We start from the raw sequence: 24289 nt of genomic DNA on the forward strand, positions 1-24289 counted from the left end.
AAACGGGGTCGATTTTTCGATCTCGATGTCTTTCGCCTGAAAACCAATCTATGACCGCTGCTTATTCCGTCGGCATCGACTTGGGGACCACCAACTGTGTGGTGGGAACCTTTTCCAACGAAACCGATGTATCGCCCGGCGATGTCGCCGACGCGGTGATGCCGATCGACCAACTGGCGCAACCGGGCCAGATGGAATCGTTTCTGCACTTGCCATCGTTCTTGTACTTGCCGCGCGACGGTGAAATTGAATCGCTGCGAACCGCGTTGCAAAGCGAACCTGGCGGCGGCGTGGCCGGCGTTTATGCCCGCAATCAGGCTGCCGACAATCCCCAGCGTGTCGTGGTGGCCGCCAAGAGCTGGCTGTGTCACCAGTCGGTCGGCCGGGGCAGTGCGGTTTTACCGTGGCAATCACCGGCCGATGTGCCCAAGGTTTCGGCGGTCGCGGCCACCGGTCGGTATCTAAGCCATCTGATCGCGGCCTGGCAATCCAAGCACGAAGGTCACCGCTTGGCAGATCAGCAAGTGGTATTAACGGTGCCGGCATCGTTTGATCCGGCGGCTCGCGAATTGACCCGACAAGCGGCGATCGATGCGGGGCTGAACGAGAACTTCGTGCTTTTGGAAGAGCCTCAAGCGGCCGTGTACCGTTTTCTGGCCGAACGCGGGGACAATTGGCGACGGGAATTGTCAGCCGGCGATGTGATGTTGGTCGTCGACGTGGGCGGCGGCACCTGCGACTTTACCCTGGTGTCGATTGATGAAGACGACGGCGAACTGAATCTGAAGCGGATGGCGGTCGGCAACCACTTACTGGTCGGCGGCGACAATATGGATTTGGCTCTTGCCCATATGGCTTCGCAAAAATTGGCCGCCGAAGGCCACCAGTTGGATCCTTGGCAAAGCGTCGCGCTGTGGCACGCTTGTCGCGCCGCAAAGGAAAAACTGTTGTCCGGGGAAGGGCCCGACGAACAGACGGTGTCGGTCCTTGGACGCGGCAGTTCTTTGATCGCTTCGACCATCAGCACGACGTTGCATCGTGATGAAGTCGTGGCTTGTGTTTTGGACGGGTTCTTTCCGGCATGTTCGGCTGACGAACGTCCTGTGCGGCAACCTCAATCGGGTTTCCAAGACATAGGATTGCCTTTTGAACAAGATCCCGCGATCACAAAACACATCGCAACGTTCTTGGCACAGCACTCCGGTGCAACCGGTGGTGACGCATCAGGTTCGTCTTTGGCGCAACCCACCCACGTGCTACTCAATGGTGGTGTTTTTCGCTCATCGGCCATCCGCGACCGTGTCGTCCAGACCATCGCGTCGTGGTGCGAAACCGCACCGACCGTGTTGGGCGGACCGGAGGACTTGGACACGTCGGTGGCCATCGGCGCGGCCTACTATGGGTGGTCCAAACAAAGCGGCGGCATACGAATTCGCGGTGGTACGGCAAGGTCCTATTACATCGGCATCGAAACGGCCGGCTTGGCGATCCCCGGGGTTCCGCGGCCGCTGCGTGCGTTGTGTGTGGCGCCGCAGGGTATGGAAGAAGGGACCGAGACGGATGTCCCGGGCGATCCGGTCGGGCTGGTCGTCGGTGCGCCGGCACGGTTCCGATTCTTCGCCAGCAGTGTGCGTGCCGACGATGGCGTCGGGGTGCAACTGGATCGATGGTCCGAAGACGAATTGGTCGAAAGCGATCCGATTGAATTGACGTTGACCAGCCAGCAGGCCGGTGACGATCCTTTCATTCCAGTGCAGTTCCGCAGTCGAGTCACCGAATTGGGGATGTTCGAATTATGGTGTCACAGCACCAAGTCGGATGATGCCTGGAAGATGGAATTCAACGTCCGTGATGATGCGGACTGACAACCAAACAATCTTGCAGGGCCGCCAGTGGTTTACGCCTCGGCGAATCGTCCCAATGGCGACCGGGTGACTTTCAGGCCGGAAATCTGAACGCCCTCGTCCATCAAACGTGACGCTTGCAGGGTCGGGTTGACCGGCGGCAGATGTCCGGACGAATAGACGACGCGCCACCACGGCAGGGCATCCAGACTTTGCCGCAGCAGTGTGCCGACCGCACGATGGCGACGCGGATACCCGGCGGCCATTGCGACATCGCCATAGCTGACGACTTCGCCTGGACGCAGGTCCTCCACGGCCTTGGCCAACGCGGCCCACATGTCGGCGTCCACGTCGGATGTGCTACGTGATCGATCGCCGGTTGCGTCGGAACGATTTGACATCGAAAATCCTGCGTCCTGTTTCGACCGAACCCTCAGCCGCTGTGATGAACAAAGACGCCAACCGGGCAACGCATGCCGATGCCGACGACTCCGTCAACGAATCGCCACGGTATGCCGTCGGGATCGATTTGGGAACGACCAACTGTGCGTTGGCTTTCGTTGATAACGAAGGTGATGATGCGTCCAGCTGGCAGGTGGATGACTTTTCCGTGCCGCAGTGGGTCGACTTTGGCGTTCGTGAATCACGTTTGACGTTGCCATCGTTTCACTACCAATGCACCGACGCGGAACGTTCCGGCGCGTCATTGCAGATGGCTTGGGATACCGCGACGACGGACCGATGTGTCGGGACTTTGGCACGAACCGCGGGTCAGCGACATCCGGGGCGTCGGATACAATCCGCCAAGAGTTGGCTTTCGCATGACGGTGTCGATCGCTCTGCGGCGTTTTTGCCGTGGCACGGTGATCCAACGGCGGATCGATTGTCGCCGGTGGAGGCCTCGGCCGCTTACCTCCGGCATTTGCGATCCGCTTGGGATCATGCACATCCGGATCATCCGCTGGGTGAACAAGACGTCGTGGTGACCTTGCCCGCGTCGTTTGATGAAGTCGCCCGCGAGTTGACGGTGCAGGCGGCCAAGCAGGCGGGTTTGCCACGATTGCACTTATTGGAAGAACCCCAAGCCGCGTTCTATGGCTGGATCGATCGCGAAGGTGGCGATTGGCACGAATCCGTTCGTCCGGGCGACTTGGTCTTGGTGTGTGACGTGGGCGGTGGAACAACCGACCTAACCCTGATTCGCGTCAAACCGGCATCCACAGCGTCATCCGAATCGGCCGGCGGTGATGCGACGCAAACGGTTCAGTTCCATCGCGTCGCTGTCGGAAATCACTTGATCTTGGGTGGCGACAACCTGGATCTGGCGATTGCCAAGTTTGCAGAACAGAAATTGTTGCAAGGCATGTCTGATGCCGGGCCCGATGAATTGTCACCCAGCCAATGGGATCGTCTGATCGGGGCATCCAGGACCGCCAAGGAAATCATGCTGGCGGATGACCGCCCGGTCGAATACACGATTCATTTACCGGGTGAAGGTTCGGGGCTGTTAAGCGGTGGCCTGCAGGTCACTTTGTCGGACGAAGAAATAGATCGTGTCGTTTTGGATGGATTTTTTCCCGTTGTCGACTTTGCGGACAAGCCTCAAACGGGCGCCAGCGGCTTTCAAGAATTCGGATTGCCTTATGCAGCCGATGCCGCGATCACGCGTCATTTGGCTGCGTTCCTGAACGAACATCGGCATAGCGGGATCGACGACGATGATGAAACTGCGCAGACCCATCCGACGTTGGTGCTGTTCAACGGTGGCGTCATGTCGTCCAGCCGACTGCAGGACCGAATCGTTGATTCCATACAGCGTTGGTTTGATCACACACCGAAAGTGTTGACGCCAGCCCGTTTGGATTTGGCCGTTGCCCGCGGGGCCGCCTATTACGCGATGGTTCGACGTGGCAAAGGGGTTCGAATCGCGGCCAACCTGGGGCGTTCCTATTACCTTCAGGTCGAACAAGATCCGCCGGCCGGTTTGGTTCTGATCCCTGGGAGCGCCCAACCGGGCCAGATCTTTACCGCGGACTCACAGCCGCTGACAATGCAGCTGGGGACTCCGGTGCAATTTCCTGTTTGGGTTAGCAGCACTCGATTGGCGGATCAAGCCGACCAGGTTGTATCGATCGACAATCAATCGATGTCTGCGTTGCCACCGGTACGCACAGCGGTGAAGGGACGCAGACGAAACGATGATCGAGCGGTGGCGGTACGTTTGGAGGCTGAGCTGAGCGAGATCGGCACAGTCGCAATCCACTGTGTGCAAGTCGATTCCCGTCAACGCTGGAAACTTGACTTTGACATTCGCAGCACATTGGAAACGGATCGCGAAGCCCATCAATCTTCCGGCGAAGCAGCCGGGATCGTGGATCAAGCGGTGGTGCAGCAGGCCAGTGAATGCATCGCATCGGTGTTCGATTCAGAGCAAACGGGGACGCTGAAGCCTGGCAAGTTGGTGAAGGAGCTGCAGCGGGTGATCGGTGAGCACCGATCGTCTTGGCCACCTTCGCTGCTTCGTGAATTGTGGCAAAGTCTGATGGATCTTGAATCGGGCCGTCGCACCGACGCAACCCGTGAAGCACGTTGGTTGAATTTGGCGGGCTACTGTCTTCGGCCGGGCTATGGTGTGGCCGTGGACGATTGGCGGGTGGCGGAAACTTGGCGTCGTGTGCATGGAAAGATCGCGTTTCCGGCGGCCGCATCGCGATTGGAAACATTGATCTTGTGGCGTCGGATTGCCGGTGGGCTGACGTCGGCGCAACAGAATCAATTGTCGAACACTTGGCAGTCGATTCTGGTAGGCAAGACGAATGTCCCCGCCAATGAAGCCATCGAAGCGTGGCGTTTGATCGCATCGTTGGAACAGATTGCGGTGGACCAGAAGATTCGATTTGGAAATGCTGCGGTCGCCGATTTGCAGCGTCCCAAACGCGCCGCGCAGCATCCGACGTTGGTTTGGTCGATCGGACGGTTGGGCAGCCGGCGACCGGTCGCGGGTGTGATGTCGTCGATCGTGCCACGACGGCAGGCGGAGATTTGGTGTGACGACCTGATCCGTTTTGGTCGATCGAACTCGGAAACGCTGGCCCCTGAAACTGGCACCATGTTGCAACTTGCCCTTGTTCAACTGGCCCGGCGTACCGGCGACCGATTCGTGGATCTTTCACAAAGCGACCGCGATCAAGTCACCTCTTACCTCAGGCAAAACAGCGCGTCCGAACACTACGTGCAGCTCGTTCAAAGCGGCGGTGACCTTGCCAGCGAAGAACAGGACGCCGTATTCGGCGAATCGCTCCCCCTCGGCATCCGCCTGAACGGATAGCAACGAGAAATAACCGCAATCCCCACGCTTCTTAATAGCGTCTTGATAGGGGCCACCCATATTTATTTGTCTTTTCCGCCGATGACGGGTACGATCAGTCGGTTCGACAGCCAGAATTGGGGATGGATTGATGCCACGAAAACCACGCTATGAAGTCGCGGACCCTGCTCAGGTGCAGGTCTTTCACGCGGTACAACGCTGCGTCCGCCGGGCGTTTTTGTGCGGTGAAGACCCGCTGACTGGCCGATCCTTTGAACACCGGCGACAGTGGATCCGGGACCGCCTGGAGTTCATGGCAAGCGTCTTCGGCATCGACTGCTTGACCTATTCGGTCATGAGCAACCACTTGCACTTGGTGCTTCGAAGTCGTCCGGACGTTGTCGCTGCATGGAGCGACCAGGAAGTGGCCGGTCGGTGGTTGCGGTTGTTTCCGGCTCGCCGGCGTCCGGATGGTTCAGCCGAACCGCCGACCGAGGCAGACATCGCGGCGCTGGTGAATCATCCGGAAGTTCTGGCCGAACGTCGACGACGACTGTCGGATATCAGCTGGTGGATGCGGTGTGTTGCCGAGTTCATCGCCAGACGTGCCAACCGCGAAGACGAATGCACGGGCAGGTTTTGGGAGGGGCGATACCGGTTGCAAAACCTGCTTGACGAAGCCAGTTTGCTAGCCTGTGCGGCCTATGTGGATTTAAATCCGGTGCGTGCAGCGATTGCCGAAACACCAGAATCAAGTCCTTACACCGGAGCGAAAGATCGCATCGATGACCTGCCGCAGCAACCGAGTCGACTGCGGCCAAGCATGCATGAGTGGGAACGAAGTCGCCGGCGTCGCCACAGTGGATGGATGAGCCCGGTAGAGATCAATGAGGCGAAGGACCCGGTTGGTCCCTGTGTCGAGAAATCGGGGCGGCGGGCGAGTTCCAAAGGCTTCTTGGGGATATCGCTGGTTCGATACCTGGAATTGCTCGACTGGACCGGTCGGCAACTTCGGTCGGACAAACTGGGGTCAATACCGAAACACTTGGCTCCGATTCTATCCCGCATCGGCGTCGACACTCGGGGGTGGTGCGATGTGGTTCGCCGCTTCGGCCGCGTCTTCAAGCGTGCGGCGGGAACGCCAGAAAGCCTCGCACGTGAAGCCGTGCGGTGCGGCCAACACTGGATGTGTGCACCGGACAACCCACTGGGACTCTGTTCCGACTAGCCATACCGTGCAAACGTTCGCAACGAATCATCGATCTGATTCCTAGTGCGTCCTCGTTCGACGCGGCGGTGAACGCTGCGCAAGCTGGAAGTTTTGCACAGCAATTTGACCTGCGATCGCGGGAAAACGCAAAGATTTGCAGTTTTGTCGCTCGCGGCGATTTGTCTGCGCGGCATGCACGCACGTAAACGTCAGTTTGTCGCGTGGACGACATCGCGGCTTCAGAGCGAAGAAACGCGGCTTTGCCACGTTGCCGGAGAATGTCAGACGTCAACCGCAAGAAGTTGGGTGTCGACAATATAAGCAAGAAAATGGGTGGCCGTAATAGAAGCAATAGAGGCGGTAAGAATATGGGTGCCCCGAATTAGGAAGCTCGAGTCACTTGCGGCCGCGTTGTCGTTCACTCGGCGGGGGCGGTGTGCTTTTTCCAATCGCTTTCGAATTCTTCGGGGTCGATGACGTCGTCTGGTTGCTGTTCGTGCAGCAGAGTGCGACCAGCTTTGGGAAGATCCGATGGGGGCAGAGCGGCGACGTTCATCGCTTGATCAAGTGGATCCAATCCCAATGCCACTTGATAATCGGCCAACGCGTCGAACCAATCACGCTGGGCTTCGATCAACTTGATTTCCGTCTCGTTGGCTTTGGTTTCCAAAAGGTTCAAATAGATCAAGTCGACTTTGCCACGTTCGAACGCAAAGCTATACCGATCGAGAGATTCGATGGCGGCTTCGAGAGAAACTTCTGCTTGATCGACGACGCGGCTGGACAGTTCCAAAGCATTTCGTGCGATCTGAATTTCGGTGGCGATTTGGTCGCGTTGAAGACGCAGTTTTTCCGTCAGCTGTCGAATCTTTGCAGTCGTTGACTGAATTTTCCCGAGCGCCTTGCGTCGCTGCAGCGGCACCTCGCCCTCGACTCCAATGACCAACTGAAAATCACCTTTGTCACGTGAGGATGTCGCCGCTTCGCCCATGTCCTGAGAGATTTCACCGATCAGATCCAGACGCGGCAATCGATCGTTGCACGCCAGTCTGCGGTCCAATTCGACTTGGCGAATTTGATATTGATACAACTGCGGTTCGGGGCGTCGCGCCAAAGCGGCGGACAGCTGATCGTTGAAACTTTCCTGTGGCGGTGCTGTCACCGCGGGGAATTGGCGGGGGACCCATTGCGCCGGCGGTATCAATGGGTTGCCCAAGTCGTTTCGCAAGTAGAGCGCCAATTTGAACGCGGACGCTTGGAATTTCCGTTGCGATTCCAAGACCTTTCCGCGGCGTTCGGCGATCAACTGTTCGTTCAGAATCAAATCAATTTCTGCGAACTTCCCGGCTTCAACCAATATCTTGAACTGCTCGCCTCGAGTCTCCGCAAGGGTCAACAGTTCTTGCTGAGCCTGCAAGATGGCCCCCGCGGTGACCCATTCCCAGTAGCTGTTGGCGGCATCACGCGACGCATTGAGCAGAGCTTGCAGGATCTTGGGTTCTGCGGCGAAGGTTTCGATTGATGCCTGGAACACGGCAACCCGCTGAGGATCAATCGCAAAGCCGCGCAGCAGCGGTTGCCCCAAACCGAGCTTGAATTCACCACCCTTATTGGTCTCTCGTTCCTTGTACCAAGGCTGGAAAGAACCGCGTCCGATTCGATATCCGGCCGACAAATAGGTCCCCCACCAAGATTGCCGAACCACGCCGATCCCGTGCCGGTAGTTCTCGTAAAACCCCATGGCTTCATTTAGCGAATAGCCCTGCAGTTTGGTGTCGTACGCACCATAAGCCGCCACCAGTTCGCCCCGAGCAACGGCGGGTTCCTGCCTGGCTTCCATCACCTTGGGGTAGTGTCGATAAAGGCTCGCGACAACATCGGCAATCGTCAGTGTGGTGGCTTGCGTGACCTGTGGATCAAAGATCTCGATCGGCGTGAACTCGGGTGTGTCGTTCTGCGCACCCGCCGATCTATCTTCGCTCGCCGACCCATCGCGAACATCGGCCTTGGCCTCGTCCGCCTCATCGCCGGATCCGCTATCGGTGGCTTCGTCATCCCCGGATGCGATCAGCATCATCATTCGCGCAAACGACGCGTCTGAGTCTAAAGGCGGCGACTCTTGCCCGATGGTCAACGCCGTCGGCGTCAGCGCAAAAATTAGCGCCATGGCGATGCGATTGATCGGTCGTGAGGACAACATCACGCGGGCATCCTTGCCAGTGAGCTTCTAGCGGCATAAACGGAGTGACAGGCACAACCCCGTTTCATCATTCGACACAAATATTCCGCAGGGTTTGACTGGTCGCACCGGGGTATCCGAAAAAGGGCCGTCGCATACGGGTCAGTGAAGCTTGGTTGACTTTTCGGGCGGATTGTCGGAGCGGCCCGAACTCAAAGCTCTGATGCTCAGCCACGTCAACGCCCTATGCGTTGCAGAGGTTGTCTCGCGCCGCGAAGCCATCGCCGGCAATCGGCTGTTTCTCGCCGCGTTTCACAAGCTACTTCGGCAACGGAACCTTGGACAGCTTTTCCTTGGGTTCTTCCGAAGCAACCACCGGCGGGAAACCGTTGAGTTGTCGCCAGATCTCATAACCCAGTTTCACACGCCGAAGCAGAACCCATCCGTTGGCACGAACGCCCTGCCGCAGGTAACGACGATCGGGCCAGTCAGTATCATGGGCAAAGTTTTTCTCGGGGGTGACCACCACGCGGAAGTTGCCCAAACCGTCATCGGTCGGAAAGACGCGATTGACCTTTCCACCGAAGGTCCCGACGGCAACCGATGGCCACCCGACAAATTGAACCGCCGGCCATCCTTCGAATTGCAGTCGTACGTGATCCCCTTCGCTAACCAGCGGCATGTCGTTGCCACTGACCTTCATTTCCACAGCCAACTCGGCCGCGTCTGGGACGATGACGAACAGTTGGTCGCCTTCTTTGACGGTGTCGCTTCCCGCCAAGCCGTACCACTGTTGGATATACCCGCTGCGCGGCGCCTGGACTTCCAAACGGTTGAACTCATCACGCTTGTTTTCCAGTTCGCTTAGTTCTTTCAGCGCGCTTTGAAGCATCGTTTGTTCTTTCAAAACTTTCTGCTCCGCTTCACGCAACTTGATATCCAGTTCCCCCTTCTTTGCTTCCAACGACCTCTGTTTCCCAATGTAATTGGCTTCGCCTTCCTCCGCGTATTGTCGTGCCTTGGCCAACTTTTGTTTCGCAGCCTCGTAGGCTTCGCGCGAAGAGTTTAGTTCGACGTCGGGGACCAAACCTCGCGTGGCCACGGCTCTGTCGACTTCAAATTTCCGTTGTTTGTCACGCAAATCCGCTTCGACCGCGCCGACTTCCGACAAAGCTTGTTCCCATTTCGCTTTCGTCGCATTCAGTTCTTCTTCCAACGATTCCATGGTGCGCAAGTTAGCGTCTTCTTGACGTTCCTTGTTCATTTCGGCATTGCTTTTGGCCAACGTGTACGCTTCGACTTTCGCTCGGGACGTGGCGATCTGCGTTTCAAGTTGACTGATGTTGTTGGCTGCGAAAGGTGTCATGCGCAAGACGACTTCGCCCTGTTCGACAAAGCTGCCCTCACGCAATCCCGGCTTCACATAACTGACCACACCCTTCGCGGGACTCATCACCGGTTGCGGACGGTTTTGAGGGTCCAGTGCGACGACGTTTCCCACGCCTTGAGCGGTTTGACGCCAAGGCAAAAGCATCATCGCGGAGATGCTGACGACCAAAGCAACGAAGGTCAATTTTCCGGCCAAACGCACCATGCGACCGGTGCGCACCAGTTGCAAAGCGGGAAAATCGGACCAAAGCAATTGTGCAGATCTCATTGACCCGACTCCTGGGATGTTCGACGCAAGAACACTCGCTCGTCACACCACTGTGCGATTTCTGCGTGGCTGGTTGATACGACCAACGTCCATGGGCGATCGGGGGATGCGATCGCCGACCAAACCTGTTTTCGATCTTCACCGGCCAAGCAGTCCAGCACCGAATCGACCAACAAGACGCGAGGACGTCCGGCCATCGCTCGCGCCAACATCAACTTGGCGCGTTGGCTGGGCAGCAGCGGTTCGCCGCCGGTAAGAAGCGGCGTTGCCAGGCCGTTTGGCAAACGCATGACATCGGACCAAAGCCCCAGGTCCTGCAAGACTTCACGCACCCGATTCCGGCTGACCGAGGAACGCCCCAGATCAATATTTTGACGAATCGATCCGTGAAAGATCTCCGCGTCGCCGGCATAACCGACCACCTGACCACCGCCCTCGCGCGCCGCCAAAGCCGCGTCGATGTCGTTGATTTCGACTTGTCCGCCACCGGCGGGGCGGGAAAGTCCGGCCAACGACCGCATCAACAGCGATCGTCCGTCCACATCGTCGCCGCAAATGGCAACGGCGCGGCCGGCTTGCACCGTGACCGGTTCGACTTTCGTGGCCGGCGATTCGGCAAACTTAACACCGCCCCAACGGATCGACGCCGGTCCACCGGCCAAGTCACCCAGTTCGCGGTGCGAATCGATCGGGATGTCCAACAGGTGCCCGACCTTGTCAACGCCCGCCATAACGTCGTAATACTTTTCAAAAGTTTTGCCCGCTTTGGCGAACGCACCGACGACCACGGTGACCACCAATTCACTGGCCACCAGCTGACCCAGCGTCAACTGTTGATTGATCACCAACCAGCCGCCCAGGCACAGCAACGCGGTCAATGCGATCGTTTGCACGGAAACCGCGAAGATGACCTGTCGCAAGATCACGCGAAACTGCAGGTGACGCGAATCCAAATAATCCACCGCCAAGCGGTTGGTGCGATCGACCGCCAAGTATTGCCCGCCGTTAATCTTGAACGCGGTCGGCAACGCCAAGACGTCTTGCAGCCAGTGGAAGATCTCGTACTTGGCAATCGATTCGTTGATCGCCGTTCGAATACCACCGCGTCCCAAGATCCATGTGATCAGAACCATGCTGAGCAACAAGACGATGTCAAAGCCCAGCAGAAACGGGTGGTAAAACGCCAGCAAGAACATGCCCAAAATCGCCGTCAACACGATCGTGATGCCGTCCAACAGCAAGGCGGCCGTCGACTTTTGAATGGTCACGATGTCGAACAAACGGTTGGCCAGTTCCCGCGGATAAACGTCGTGAAGCGATGCCTGGTTGGCTTGTCCGAAACGGTGCGAAAGATCCCCGACCAGGCGGACCATCTGCCGCCGCTGGATGATTTCGACCACCACCGTTTGCAAGACTTGCAGGACGCCCGACAACCCCAAGCAGGCCAACAACATGATGCCAAGGACGACCAACGGCTGTAGATAGGTTCCCCAACTGACAACGTTGACCAACGATTCAATCGCCAGCGGGGTCGCCAGCGAAAGAACCCCAGCAACAAACGCAAACAGGGCGACCATGATGATGTCGCGGCCGTCCATCCGAAGCAGCCGAAAATAGCGTCGGATCGGCGAATGGTGGTGGTGATGATCGTCATCGTGGCCAGAATCGGAATCGCCATGATCGCCGGATGAGATCGGCGCACATTGCAATTCTTCCTTCGCAATGAAAACAATCGCCTTGGGGTCGCCACGCAACTGTCGCCGCAGGTCGCGCCGGAACCAACGCACGGAAGTCACCATTTCGCCGATCTGGCTGACTTCGATTCCGTGGGCAAGCGACCGCTGGAGGACAAAATATCGCCCGTCGGACATCGCCAAAATCACGGGGAAACGCTCGGCGACCAAGTCGAACAACGCTTGGGAATCGCGAGTCGAAGTCGGTTTCAGGGTGATACCGACCTGCCGTCCTGCATCGACCAAATGGGTGATTTCGTCGGCGGATTTGGACAACGCTGCGAAATCGAAATCGCTGCGTTCCATCGAGATCCCGAGGGCCAGTCCGGTTTGGACCAGCACCCGGTACACGCGATCTTCACGGCCGGAATCCATCACCGGATCTGCGGCCGTCTTGGTCGAGTCCGTCGCCGTCATGAACGCTCTGCGGATTTCAGGTTTGAACTGATGTGAAAACAATTACGCGAAATAGGTTTCGTCTATTTTGCGTGTTTGGTTCAAGGGTCGTGCCCCTGTTTTCCGCAAATTGTTCTGAAAAAACGGTACCTCCGATAGGGTAGCAATAATGTCAAATCGGTCGCTGGACGCCGGCGGATGGGCCCGCGCGGGGACCGCCTGCCATCCGGTGACAACCTGGGCGGGGCAAGGCGACAATTGACGCTTGGAAATCTGCGATCGGCAATCAACGAATCAGTACAGCAATTCGACCCAGCGATCGTCGGATTCCAATTGTGATTTCTGATCCTGCCAAGCCTCCGCAGATCCAAACACTTCGCCCATGACGGTGTCCAGATCGTTCCGGATCGGCGTCAGCCCGGCCAGGTATACGTAAGTATCGTCCTGGTCCAACAGCCGCCGAATTTCTTCCCCGCGAGGCAAGATTGCGGACCCCCAGTCGATCGAGTCGCTCAGTGCGGGCCGCGAGCTCAGGACGTTGATGGCTTCGAAGGTTTCGCTGTCGTAGTACAACGCAAAATCGTCCTTCTTGTCGTTGCGGTACAGCAGATCCAATCCCGTGCGTCCCCCGTGGAACAGAATCACCCGGCCGACGTATTCCGGTCGACTGGCGTGCAAGTATTTCACGAATGCGCGGAACGGGGCGATTCCGGTTCCCATCCCGATCAGCACCAATGTGGCGTTGTTTTCACGTGGGGCGTCGAACGCGTGTCCGTAAGGGCCTGTGATCGTGAAGGTTTGGTTGGGCGACAAATCGCACAAGAAGTTTGATGCCACTCCCTTGTATCGTTCACCGCTGAAATCATCGATGTAGTCGCATCGCCGAACACACATGGTGAATTCGGTGGTCCCGTCACCGTTGGTACGGGGCACATCGGCGATACTGTACAAACGCAGGTGGTGTTCTTGGCCCAAAGCCGGGTTGCCGGGTGCCAGGACGCCAAAGTTCTGGCCGACTTCCACATCGAAATCCGGATCATCCACCTCGACGACAATCTCGCGGACTTCTTGACCGGACTCCGGTGCAGTGATGCGTTCGTTTTTGACCACGCGGGCCGCATACCTTGTACTGATGTCGAAATCTTTCAACTGCATCGCTGCATTCCCTTTGTTGATGAACGTACAGAATTGGATGAGGTGGTGTGATTTTTGCAGCGACCGCCGCCGCAACCTTTGCAACCGGTTCGCCCCTGCAGCGCATCGTGCTGGGCCGGTTTGTCTTCGCTAAGGCACCACAGTTTTTGAATGGACAACCACAGCCCCAAAATGGCTGCCATACACAGCATGGCTTTCAATAACGACAGCATCATCGTGAACGCTCCGCAGCGGACGTCGTTGGTGTCGGTGGCCAGATGTCAGGGGTTTTCATCAGTTGAACAGTCCGGCAAAGCCCATGAAGCAAATGGAAAGCAGGCCCGCCAACATCAGCGTGACCGCGGTTCCGCGGACGATATCCGGAGGATTGGACAGTTCCATCTTTTGCCGTAATCCCGCCATCAGAATCAAAGCCAGGGTGAATCCAACGCCCGCACCGAAAGCGAACACGATGGACTGTAACAAGCCATAGTTTCGATTCGTTTGAAACAACGCGACGGCAAGGATCGCACAGTTCGTGGTGATCAACGGCAAGAAGATGCCCAACGCGTTGAACAATGCGGGACTGGTCTTTTTGATGAACATTTCCACCAACTGAACCGTCGACGCAATCACCGCGATGAACGAAATCAGCTGCAAGAACTCCACTCCGATGGCCGCCAAGATGGCGTGGATGCAATACGCGGCCACCGAACTGACACACATCACGAACGTCACCGCGACGCCCATGCGTGACGCCGTGGTCAGCTTTCCGGAAACGCCCAGAAACGGACAAATCCCCAGGAAATACGCCAGCACAAAATTGTTGACCAGACAGGCGTTGATGAAGATCGTTCCCAAAGGTTCTTCGTTCATGATGCCACGTCCTTTGCTTTGTCAGCCGATCGCTGATTGAACCACTGGATCAGAAGCAGCCATCCGGCGAGCGTGAAGAACCCACCGGGCGGCAACATCATGACCACCCATTCCTGATACGAAGCACCCAGCAACCGAACGCCGAACAGCGATCCGGCACCCATGATTTCGCGGACGCCGCCCAAGCAAAGCAGTGCCAAGGTGAAGCCGATTCCCATGCCCAACGCATCCAGGACCGATCGAAAAGTCCCATTCTTGGATGCAAACGCTTCGGCGCGACCCAGGATCAGGCAATTCACCACAATCAGTGAAATGAAAGCCCCAAGGGTTTTGTGCAAATCCAAACTGATCGCTTGGATCACGTAGTCGACGATCGTTACAAAGGTCGCGATGACCAAAATGAAGGTCACGATCCGAATCTGTTTCGGAACGATACCGCGAATCAGTGAAACGACGATGTTGGACATCAGCAGAACAAACGAGGTCGCCAACCCCATCGCCAACGCATTCATCGCCGTGTTGGTCACTGCCAAAACGGGACACATGCCCAGCACTTGGACGAACACTGGATTTCGTTTCCAGACGCCGTCCCAAAAGTCCGCCGGGGTTACCGACGATTCGGCTTGCAGGCCCACAGCCATCACTGTTCCCCCTCAGGTGCGGATTCCGATTCCGGCACAGATTCCGTTTGGACGCCGGACACCGAGCCCGATTCAAAATCGTTTCGACGTGACTTCAACAAGGGCACCCACTGCGCGGTACTTTCACGCAGCATTTCCGCCACCGTGCTGGAACTGATCGTGGCACCGGTGATGCCGTCGATCTGCCATGGTTGCTTCTTCTCGCCCGATGGCACAAATTCGATTTTGTTTCGCAGTTGCTTCGAATCTTGGTCCACTGACACGTCCAACGCTTCGAAGTTTGCCAGGAACGCTTCGTCTTTCTCGATCCGATCACCCAGCCCAGGCGTCTCGCGACTTTCCAACACCCGCGTGCCGATCACCGCATCCTGATCGGGCGAATAGCCATAAAGCATGCGAATGACGTCTTGGTATCCCATCCGGCTGGCTTCGATCGCCAAGCCGACCAAGTTGCCGTCGTCGTCGTAGCCCGCGTAGATATGCTGGCCGTCGGCATTTGGATCGGCGGGGACGTCAAACGATTTGTTGTCGGCCCCCAAATCAAACGTTTGGCTGGACGTCGCACCGGGCAACACGTCCAGAATCGCGGCTTCGCGTTGGGCGATTCGGTTTTGTTGAATGATGGGCAACGTGAATTCGAACACACCGACGATCGCCAGCGTGCACAACGCGCCCATCCCCAACAGGACCGAATAGATCTGGACGGTGCCGGGTTGTCGCTTTCCCGACTGGCCGGCTTGGCCTTGTTGGCCAACCTCGTATTTGTTCATTTCGCTCCGCCCTTCGCCAATTCCTTCTTGCGGCCTTTCGCGGTTCCATACACCGTCGGTTGAATGAGCGAATCGATGTGTGGTGATAACGCATTGCCGATCAGGATCGCGTACATCACGCCTTCGGGCATACCGCCCCAGACGCGAATCAGTACGACCAGCAACCCGATGATCGCGCCATAAACCAAGCCCCCCAGATGCGTCATCGGTGATGCCACCATGTCGGTGGCCATGAAGACGGCTCCCAGCATCAGTCCGCCGGAAAACACCATGAACCAGGGGCCGGCGTACTTGTCAGGATTCCATAAGTTCAAAACAAAACTCAGGACCGCGACCGTTCCGATCACACCAACCGGAATCCGCCAAGACATCATGTTTCGTGCGGCCAAGTAGACGCCGCCAATCAGGATCAGCAACGCACAGGTTTCGCCGGTGGATCCGGCGGTGGCCCCCAGAAACAGATCGCCCGTCGATGCGGCAACTTGATTGAATTTCCAGTCCGAAAGCGGGGTCGGTGCCGTCATCCCGTCGTACTGCGGGACCGTCATCGGCAACGTCAACGTCGAAGTCGGAAGTGCTGCGAAAGGCCGGTCTTCATAAACAGGCCAAGTGGTCATCGCGGCGGGAAACGCGGCCTGCAAAATGGCGCGACCGACCAAGGCCGGGTTGAACGGGTTGCCGCCAAGACCGCCGAACAAAAACTTGCCCAGTCCGATCGCAATCACGCCACCGGCGACGACCATCCACAGCGGCAAGCTGGGTGGTAAGGTCAGTCCATAAAGCAGACCGGTGATCACGGCCGACCAGTCGCCGACCGTCGTCACGCGACCGCTGACACGGCACAACAGATGTTCGGTCAACACGCACGACAACACTGCGGTCACCATGACCAACAACGCCGATAGTCCGAATGCATAGACCGCATACAACGACACCGGCATCAACGCCATGACCACGTTGAACATGATCGTGTCGACGCCGGCCACCGCAGCGATGTGCGGCGAACTACGTATCGTCAGTGTTTTTGCCAGGGAATTCATACGGCCGCCTTTGCCTTTCGAATTGCCGACTTCGCCACACGGAACTTTTGCACCAATGGAATGTGCGACGGACAGACGAATGTGCAACATCCACATTCAAAGCAGTCCATCAGGTGATAATCCGACGCCATTTCGTCATACCGCTGGACATTGGCCAGCAACCCCATCTGTGACGGGTTCAAAAACAAGGGGCAAGCGTCCACACAATGGCCACAACGAATGCACGGGTATTCGTGTCGTGAAATCATCGTGTCGGTCTGGTCGTCGACCATCGCGATGACTCCGGTGGATCCCTTGGTAATTGGAATATCCAGGCTGGACGCGGCGTGGCCCATCATGGGACCGCCCATCACCACGGTCGATACGTTCGGCTCGGTGCCGACTTTGTCCAAGATGTAACGCAGGGGCGTACCGATCGGGATGCGATAGTTGCCTTTTCGCCGAACCCCGGGGCCGCCGACGGTGATGACGCGATCTTGCAAGCCTTGGCCGCTGGGCAACAACGCACCGATCTGGGCCGTCGTGCCGACATTGATACAGACCGCCCCGACATCGATCGGCAGACCGCCGGAGGGGACCTTGCGGCCCAAAATGGCCGTGATCAGCATCTTTTCGGCCCCTTGCGGATACTTCACGGGCAACACTTCCACGCTGATCGGCTGACCGGGCGGGATTGCCTTCCGCATCACTTCGGCGGCGTCACGTTTGTTGTCTTCCACCGCGATGATGGCTCGCGGCGCGCCCGTCGCCTTCATGACATAGGGGATGCCACGCATGATATCGTTGGCGTGTTCCAGCATGACGCGGTGATCGGTGGTCAGGTACGGTTCGCATTCCGCACCATTGACGATCACCAAATCCGCTTGTTTGTCGTCGGGGACTTTCAGTTTGACGTGCGTGGGGAACGCCGCGCCGCCCAGACCGACGATGCCGGCCTGTTGAATCGCGGCGATGATTTCGTCCTTCGATGCCGTTTCAGCATCGCACGGATTCCCGCCGGGCATTTCTTGGGTTGATGCCGGGAAAGGTTCCAGAAAGAACGCGGGCATCATCTTGCCGTTGATGGCCGGTGAACGAGCGATCTTGCGGATCATGCCTGTTGCCGGCGCATGGATCGCCACCGACATGAACCCATCCGGCTGGGCGATACACTGTCCGCGAGTGACTTCGGCGCCCTCGCCAACGATCGGTATCGCCGGTTTGCCCAGGTGTTGGCTGAGCGGCACGATCAGAAGCGACGCGAAGTCAAACTGACGGATCGCCATATCCTTGGTATCCGCCTTGAATTCGGGCGGATGGATACCGTGGGCGAACGTCTTGGTTCCCAGTAAATGCCTCATGCGACCGTTCTCATCCGTTGTACTTCTCGCCGCGGGCGATCCATTTATCGATGTCCTTTTCCGACCGGTCCTTGGGCAATCCGGGATGGATCACCTGGGCGGTGCAACGTTCGGCCGCTTTGACCAAGTCGCGGTACGGTCCACCTTGCGGGTTCTTGATCACGGCTTTCTTTTGGTCGTTGTAGACAAAGATGTCCGGATTCAAGTTGACGCATTCGTCACAGGCGGTGCACTGGGCACTGTCGATCCAAGGGGCCATGTACGATCCCGAACCGTTGGATTCTGCGGCCGATCCATTGCTTTCCGCTTTCGTCGGTGCAGGAGCGGTCGGCGTTGCGACCGGAACGTCGACGGCAGGGGCGGCAGCCGAAGCGTCGCCACTGATCAGCTGCAAAATGCCTTGCGCCAATCGGCCGGAAACTTCTTGCCGGACCTCCGCTTCGATCGCGGTCCGATCGATCACCGATTCGCCGACGCGGGCGATCGATTTCAGCATGGCCCAGAAATCGCGACGATCTTCGCATGATCCGACGATGGGTTGGGCGACCAGCAAACGCATCAGATTGCCTTCGCGGTCGACGCTCCAGATATACGGGAACATGCCCTCGCGATCGTCGGCGTCCAGTTCCAGGTAATCAGCCAGCAGAATCATGTTGTCGTTCCACGTTTCCGGTGGCGCGACACGATAGTGTTTGCGGAATCGGATCTCGGTCGCCGCAAAATCGGCGAAAGTCATCGGCAATTCCATCGACTTGCTGCGACCGTTTTCGTGGTACTTCAGCGTGTAAGTCGGCCAGGTTTGCTTGATCGACGGGTTGCCTTCCAGATCGAAGCATTCCTCCGGTGTAACGCCTTGGTCGGGATCGTACTTGAAGATCGGGTAGGCGCGGGATTCGACCGCCATCTTGGCTTGATGAGCACTCATGTCGTCGCCGATGCCATGTTCGGGTTGGCACGGCGTGTACAAGTTGAACAACGCTGGACGACGTGTCTTCAAGCCTTCGATGAAGCCTTCGATCATGTGATTCGGATTGGCCACGCTGCTTTGCAAGACGTACGCGGTGCGGTGAGCCATGCCGATCAAGCCGATTTCCTTGCGAATCTCTGACTTGCCTTGGGTGGCTTTTCCGAACTGAGCCATGTCGGATATTTGGCCCATGAATCCGGACGTACAAGCTTGTCCGCCGGTGTTGGAATACACCTGGGTGTCCAGCACCAACACCTTGATCGGCTTGCCCGACATCAAGGCACGCGACAGGTTTTGGAAACCGATGTCGTACATCGCACCATCGCCGCCGACGGAAACCACCGGTGGGCACAGTTGCCATTCTTCGTCGGTGAAGGCTTCCCAGTTGAAGTAGGTCAACGTAGACGGATCAATTGGCTTGCCGGCCAACTCGGCTTCCGCCATGCGGATCGTTTTGAAGCCGTCGGCCATTTTGGCCATGTGTCCTTCGAAGATTCCCATCGAGATCGATGCGGCGTCTTGGAACAAATGGTTGGCCCACGGGAACGGATAGGGGTTGTACGGATAGGTGCTTCCCCAGACCGACGAACATCCCGTGGCATTCAACATGCCCGCGTTGGATCGTCCGCGTCCGGTGACGCCCTCGGTGTACTTCCATTTCAATTCTTTCAGGTCGCCGATCAATTTGGTAACCTGACGCAGCCAACCCTGGTCGATCGGATCGCCGCCGCGTTGCTTTTCCACTTGCTGGGCGATGCCGGCCAGCGTCAGATCGCCGCCGCTGATGTCGTCGATGATCTGGGCAAAGGAATCCGTGTTCCCTAGATCGATTTCGCTGACCAGTTTCTCTTTGATGCGTGCTTGCAGTGCTGAAATCAAGTCGTCCAGCTTCTGCATGTGTTTCTTGACGCGTGGTTGCATCAACGCTTCGACCGTGGCGGTGAAGATGTGCACGACACTCTTTTCACCACAACCCAGGCAGGCACCGTCGCCGCTGGCCAAGGCCATGTAGTTGCCCTTGTCCAACAGGATCGTTTCCAGCGCACCGACGCCTTCTTCGATGTCATCGACGCGGACGTACTTCTGCGGCGTGTTGGGCAATGCTTCCCACAGATCCCAGTTGTCCCGCAATGTCTGGATGGATTCTTCCGTTTGCGGGACGGATACCAAAGCGTTGTCGTCACAGACTTCCACGCATTCCATACAGCCTTTGCAGGTGTACGGGTTCACGGTGATGCTTAGCAAACCGCCTTCGCCCTGCGCTTCCTTTTCTTTCATCGTGAAGTACGGCCGTGAAAGGGCAAACTGGAATTCGCCCAATTCGTCGCGGAACATTTGCAGTTCTCGCTTCAGGCCTTCGCGTTGTTCGCCTTCCAGTTTGCTGTCGCGGATCGTCTTTCCAATCGCTTCGTCCAGCATTCCGGTGACGTTGTCGCTTTCTTCCGCTTCGGCAAAGATCGAACGCAGGTTCTGTTCAACCACGCGGACCGCCCCGCCCAGGTGTTGCAGATCGTTTCCGTGCTGGCGGACCCGTGCGACGATCGTGTCGAACACTTGGGTGACTTCGTTGACCAGACCGGGAATCGCCGAATCGGGACACACCGTGTAACAGCGTCCGCACGCGGTGCAGTTTTCGGCGACCCATTGCGGGTGGTGAAATCGAATGCCCGTCATGTCGCGGAACATTGACGTCAGTGCTGGCATCGTGCCCAGACCGGCAAACGGATCGGCGATGCCGTCGTTGCCTTGCCCGCGGGCATAGAAGTTGCCGGTTTCTTCCCAGAAACGATGGATGTCGGTCAGCGGTTGACGCCCCTTGGGCTCTTTACGCAACACGATCGGCAGTGCCGGTTCGCGTTTGGCGCCGTTGGCATCGCCGTTGACGTCGACATCGCCGTGGGGCACCGCTTTGACTTCGACAAAGCCACGTTTGACGACGCGAATGTTTTCATTGACGATTCGAGCGCCTTTGGCACCGAATTTCTTTTCGATTTGTGCCTCGATCGCTTCCAGCATCTGTTCTTCGGACAGCCCGGCGCCTTGGCCGACACCGCTGGCGGCAAAAAATGCGCCTTGGAATGCGTTGCCTTGCATCCGCAATTGCAAGTCCGGGTCACTAGCTTCTTCGCGAGCAATCTTGAAGGCATCCAGGTAATAAAGCTGGATGTCTTTGTCGACGATGATGCGACGGTAAGGTTCTGGAATGCTTTTCCAGACCGCGTCGGTCGACGTTTTGTCCGATTGGATGATGAAGACACCACCTTCCTTCAAACCGGCCAATGCATTGGTGTGTCCAAACACGTTCGGATCGGGCGATAAGACGCAATCGACATAGAAGTATTCGCTGTTGACGCGAATCGGTTCCGGCGCGGCCGACAGGAAGAACGTCGTTGGTTGACCTTTCTTTTCCGAGCCGTATTTCGGGTTCGCTTTGATGTGGTAACCCAGCAATTCGAACAACGTCAGGGCCAAGTTTTTGCCCGTCGTGATCGCACCCCAACCGCCGACGCTGTGCATCCGCACGGTCACGGCGCCCTTGGGCATCAGGTTGGGGTTTTCTGAACCGCGGATGGCCAGTTCGCCAATTTCTGGGTACGCATCCAAGATGGCTTCCTGGTGAATCCGTTGCTTCGGGCTGACCGGATTTTCACGCAAGAAGTCGATCGACAGATAGAAAAACTTTCGCTTGGCGCCGTTGTCGATCATGTTTTCGACGGCGCCGATGATGCCTTCGGGTTGCAAGTCACGGCTGCCCATTCCGAAGGATCCGGAATACAGGGGCGGGGCATCGTTCATGTGCTGATATGACGCGCATTGCGGGAACGGCGGCCGGTCGGGTTCGCGACCGTTTTCCATGCAGCGGCTGATCGTCGCGCGGACTTCCCGCATGATGGGCAAGTCGACCGCAAGGGGTTGGTCCAGACGTTCCAGAATCGTGACGCCCTTGCGTCCCTTTAAGATTTTGCCGACCAAGTCCGTGGGGAACGGACGGAACATCAACAAGTTGACCACGCCGACCCGAATGCCACGAGTTTCGCGTAGATAATCCGCGACCACTTCCGCCGTGGGGATCATGCTGCCTTGGCCCATGATCAGGTACTCGGCGTCTTCGGCGCGATAGGTTGTCACGCGCTCGTACAGCCGTCCGGTCAGATTGTAGAACTCTTTAAACGCACGTTCGGAAAGATCGCGAATGTGATCAAAGAAGTAAGGACGCTGGGCCGCGACGCTTTGCATGTATGCGTCTTGGTTTTGCACCGTGCCCGACATGACCGGATTGTCCACGTCCCACAGTTCGGGAATGCGACGACGCGTTTCGCCGTAGATGATTCGCTGGGCGGCGGTGGGGGTTTGAATGATGTCTTCGGGAAGGCCCAGGTATTCCGCAATCAAGGCACGTTCGGGCACTTTGATCGATTCAATCAAGTGCGTCGTCAGGAAACCGTCTTGAGCAATCGCACCGGGCGTCAGCGACAATTCCGCGATCCGGTGGCTGATGATGTTCAGGTCGGCCGCGGATTGTCCGTCCTTGGCGAACAACTGAAAGAACCCCGTGTCGTCCATGCAGTGATAATCGTCGTGCCCGGCATGCACGTTCAGCGTCGACTTGGTCATCGCACGGGCGCCGACATTCAACACATAGGTCAAACGTTTGCCGACCGCGGCGTACAGCGATTCGTGCATGTACGCGATGCCTTGGCCGGACGAAAAATTGCTGCTCCGCAATCCCGTCATCGACAAACCGGCGGTCACGGCGGCGGCCGCGTGTTCGCCTTCGGGTTCGATGAAGATCAACGGACGGCCGGAAATGTTGATGTGCCCTTTGGCGGCGTTTTCGGCCCAGGCTTCACCCATCTGCGTCGACGGCGTGATCGGATACGCGCCCGCGGCATCGGTGCTTTCACGTTCGCACATCGAGACCGCCGTGTTGCCGTCCATTGCGACGCGGATGCCGGGGTATTTGACGGTGCCGGCTTGGTTCTTTTGATCAGACATGACTGCCTTCGCCGATTCGTTGATTCAAAGGATGGGATGAAGTGTGGGAAATGTTGAATGTCGAATGATGGGGAACGGGTCCCAAGGAAAAGCTACCCGCTGGATGGTTCAAGTGATTGCATCGTGAATCTCACTTTGTCGAATGACTTTTGCGGCGGCGTCCCCTTTGACGATTCCCGCGGTCTGGTCAATCCAAACAATCGCGCCGGTGGGACATCGTTTGGTGGGTGTGTCGGTCAACGGATTGCTTGACGGTTGAATCACGGGCAAGTTGTCACGCATGACAATTTGACCTTCAGAATCCATCGCGCATCGTCCGCACGCGGTGCAGCCGACTTCGCATTGTTCCAAGACGCCGTCGCCTTCGGCCAACGATGAACAGGCCACCCACAAGCGTTGGGCTTCGACTTGTAAGGAAAACAAATCCTTAGGACACGCTTGCACACAATCACCGCATGCCGTGCAGGCGTCTTCGTTGACCACCGGCAAGTCGTGTTGATTCATGGTGATCGCATCGAAGTCGCAGGCGTTGGCACAATCGGCCAAGCCCAGACAACCCCAAAAGCATGCCTTGCCGCCTCCGGCCACAAGAGCCGCAGCGGCACATGAATCCATTCCCTGATAATGTGCACGGTCACGGGCCACGTTATTGCCGCCGGCACAGGCAAGACGCGCGACACGCCGTTGTTGTGATCCGACGTCCACGCCCAAGAAGGTGGCGATTTTGACATGGTCGTCGGGTGATCCCACCGTGCATCCGCTGGGCAGTGCGTCGCCGGCCACCAAGGCTTCGGCAAAGGCACGACAACCAGGTTTGCCACAGGCCCCACAATTGCTGTGCGGCAACATGTCCTCCACTTCATCGATGCGGGGGTCTTCTTCGACATGAAGAAAACGACCGGCAACGACCAACAACGTGGCCAGCAGGCTGGTCAGGACGACGATTGCAAGGACCGAGATGACAACGTTCATTTTGCATCGACTTTGTTCAAGCCACCGGAACGAAAGCTAACCTTCAGTTCCGTTATGACATTTTGTCACAGCAGTGTATGGCTGTTGCATTGCGTATTGGAAAATTTCCACGCCGCACTTAAAACAACCAATAATGTGAAAACGAGGGTTTTGCTGCACACAAATGTCGGCGGTATTCCTACCTTGATCGATCCACAACGGGCCGCGTGTTGACCCTGCACATCGCT

The 24289-nt window shown here is 57.5% G+C and carries 16 protein-coding genes; 3 read left to right on the forward strand and 13 right to left on the reverse strand.

What is annotated here, in order from left to right:
- Nucleotides 1-50: 50 nt before the first annotated feature.
- The gene (locus Mal65_RS13650; RefSeq protein ID WP_145298526.1) at nt 51-1865 is read left to right on the forward strand and encodes an Hsp70 family protein; all 1815 of its coding nucleotides are present in this window, start codon (nt 51-53) and stop codon (nt 1863-1865) included.
- A gap of 32 nt (nt 1866-1897) precedes the next feature.
- Here the strand turns inward: Mal65_RS13650 and Mal65_RS13655 are convergent, their stop codons facing one another.
- Nucleotides 1898-2245, reverse strand: coding sequence for an MGMT family protein (locus tag Mal65_RS13655; RefSeq protein ID WP_145298529.1), 348 nt, complete (start codon nt 2243-2245; stop codon nt 1898-1900).
- A gap of 44 nt (nt 2246-2289) precedes the next feature.
- Here Mal65_RS13655 and Mal65_RS13660 point away from each other — a divergent pair, with 44 nt between their 5' ends.
- Both Mal65_RS13660 and Mal65_RS13665 read left to right on the forward strand, forming a co-directional pair.
- Nucleotides 2290-5172 carry a hsp70 family protein gene (locus Mal65_RS13660; RefSeq protein ID WP_145304904.1) on the forward strand — a complete coding sequence of 961 codons (2883 nt, stop codon included), beginning with the start codon at nt 2290-2292 and terminating at the stop codon, nt 5170-5172.
- Nucleotides 5173-5302: 130 nt separating this feature from the next.
- Entirely contained in the window at nt 5303-6379 is a 1077-nt protein-coding gene (locus tag Mal65_RS13665; RefSeq protein ID WP_145298532.1) for a hypothetical protein, read from the forward strand.
- 400 nt (nt 6380-6779) lie between these two features.
- On the opposite strand, the gene Mal65_RS13670 is transcribed toward Mal65_RS13665, so the two are convergent.
- From Mal65_RS13670 to Mal65_RS13725, 12 genes are all read right to left on the reverse strand, one after another.
- The gene (locus Mal65_RS13670) at nt 6780-8561 is read right to left on the reverse strand and encodes a TolC family protein (protein WP_196784143.1); all 1782 of its coding nucleotides are present in this window, start codon (nt 8559-8561) and stop codon (nt 6780-6782) included.
- Nucleotides 8562-8859: 298 nt separating this feature from the next.
- Entirely contained in the window at nt 8860-10197 is a 1338-nt protein-coding gene (locus Mal65_RS13675; protein WP_145298535.1) for an HlyD family secretion protein, read from the reverse strand.
- On the reverse strand, nt 10194-12347 hold the full coding sequence (locus Mal65_RS13680) for an ATP-binding cassette domain-containing protein (protein WP_196784144.1): 2154 nt from the start codon (nt 12345-12347) through the stop codon (nt 10194-10196). The genes Mal65_RS13675 and Mal65_RS13680 overlap by 4 nt, the downstream gene beginning before the upstream one ends.
- A 273-nt stretch (nt 12348-12620) precedes the next feature.
- On the reverse strand, nt 12621-13481 hold the full coding sequence (locus Mal65_RS13685) for a ferredoxin reductase domain-containing protein (RefSeq protein WP_145298537.1): 861 nt from the start codon (nt 13479-13481) through the stop codon (nt 12621-12623).
- Nucleotides 13472-13696 (reverse strand): hypothetical protein, encoded by a 225-nt coding sequence (locus Mal65_RS13690; RefSeq protein ID WP_145298540.1) that lies wholly within the window; start codon nt 13694-13696, stop codon nt 13472-13474. Before Mal65_RS13690 ends, Mal65_RS13685 begins: the two co-directional genes overlap by 10 nt.
- A gap of 58 nt (nt 13697-13754) precedes the next feature.
- Nucleotides 13755-14336, reverse strand: coding sequence for an electron transport complex protein RnfA (locus Mal65_RS13695; protein ID WP_145298543.1), 582 nt, complete (start codon nt 14334-14336; stop codon nt 13755-13757).
- Complete coding sequence (gene rsxE / locus Mal65_RS13700) at nt 14333-14977, reverse strand: electron transport complex subunit RsxE (protein WP_145298546.1); 645 nt, start codon at nt 14975-14977, stop codon at nt 14333-14335. Before rsxE ends, Mal65_RS13695 begins: the two co-directional genes overlap by 4 nt.
- Nucleotides 14977-15747, reverse strand: coding sequence for an RnfABCDGE type electron transport complex subunit G (locus Mal65_RS13705; protein ID WP_145298549.1), 771 nt, complete (start codon nt 15745-15747; stop codon nt 14977-14979). The genes rsxE and Mal65_RS13705 overlap by 1 nt, the downstream gene beginning before the upstream one ends.
- The gene (locus Mal65_RS13710; RefSeq protein WP_145298552.1) at nt 15744-16787 is read right to left on the reverse strand and encodes an RnfABCDGE type electron transport complex subunit D; all 1044 of its coding nucleotides are present in this window, start codon (nt 16785-16787) and stop codon (nt 15744-15746) included. The genes Mal65_RS13705 and Mal65_RS13710 overlap by 4 nt, the downstream gene beginning before the upstream one ends.
- On the reverse strand, nt 16784-18127 hold the full coding sequence (gene rsxC / locus Mal65_RS13715) for an electron transport complex subunit RsxC (RefSeq protein ID WP_145298556.1): 1344 nt from the start codon (nt 18125-18127) through the stop codon (nt 16784-16786). Before rsxC ends, Mal65_RS13710 begins: the two co-directional genes overlap by 4 nt.
- Before the next feature lie 10 nt (nt 18128-18137).
- Complete coding sequence (locus Mal65_RS13720) at nt 18138-23090, reverse strand: 2-oxoacid:acceptor oxidoreductase family protein (RefSeq protein ID WP_196784145.1); 4953 nt, start codon at nt 23088-23090, stop codon at nt 18138-18140.
- A gap of 108 nt (nt 23091-23198) precedes the next feature.
- Nucleotides 23199-24062, reverse strand: coding sequence for an RnfABCDGE type electron transport complex subunit B (locus tag Mal65_RS13725; RefSeq protein WP_145298559.1), 864 nt, complete (start codon nt 24060-24062; stop codon nt 23199-23201).
- Nucleotides 24063-24289: the final 227 nt, after the last annotated feature.

Source organism: Crateriforma conspicua (genome assembly GCF_007752935.1).
GTDB classification, from domain to species: Bacteria; Planctomycetota; Planctomycetia; order Pirellulales; family Pirellulaceae; genus Crateriforma; species Crateriforma conspicua.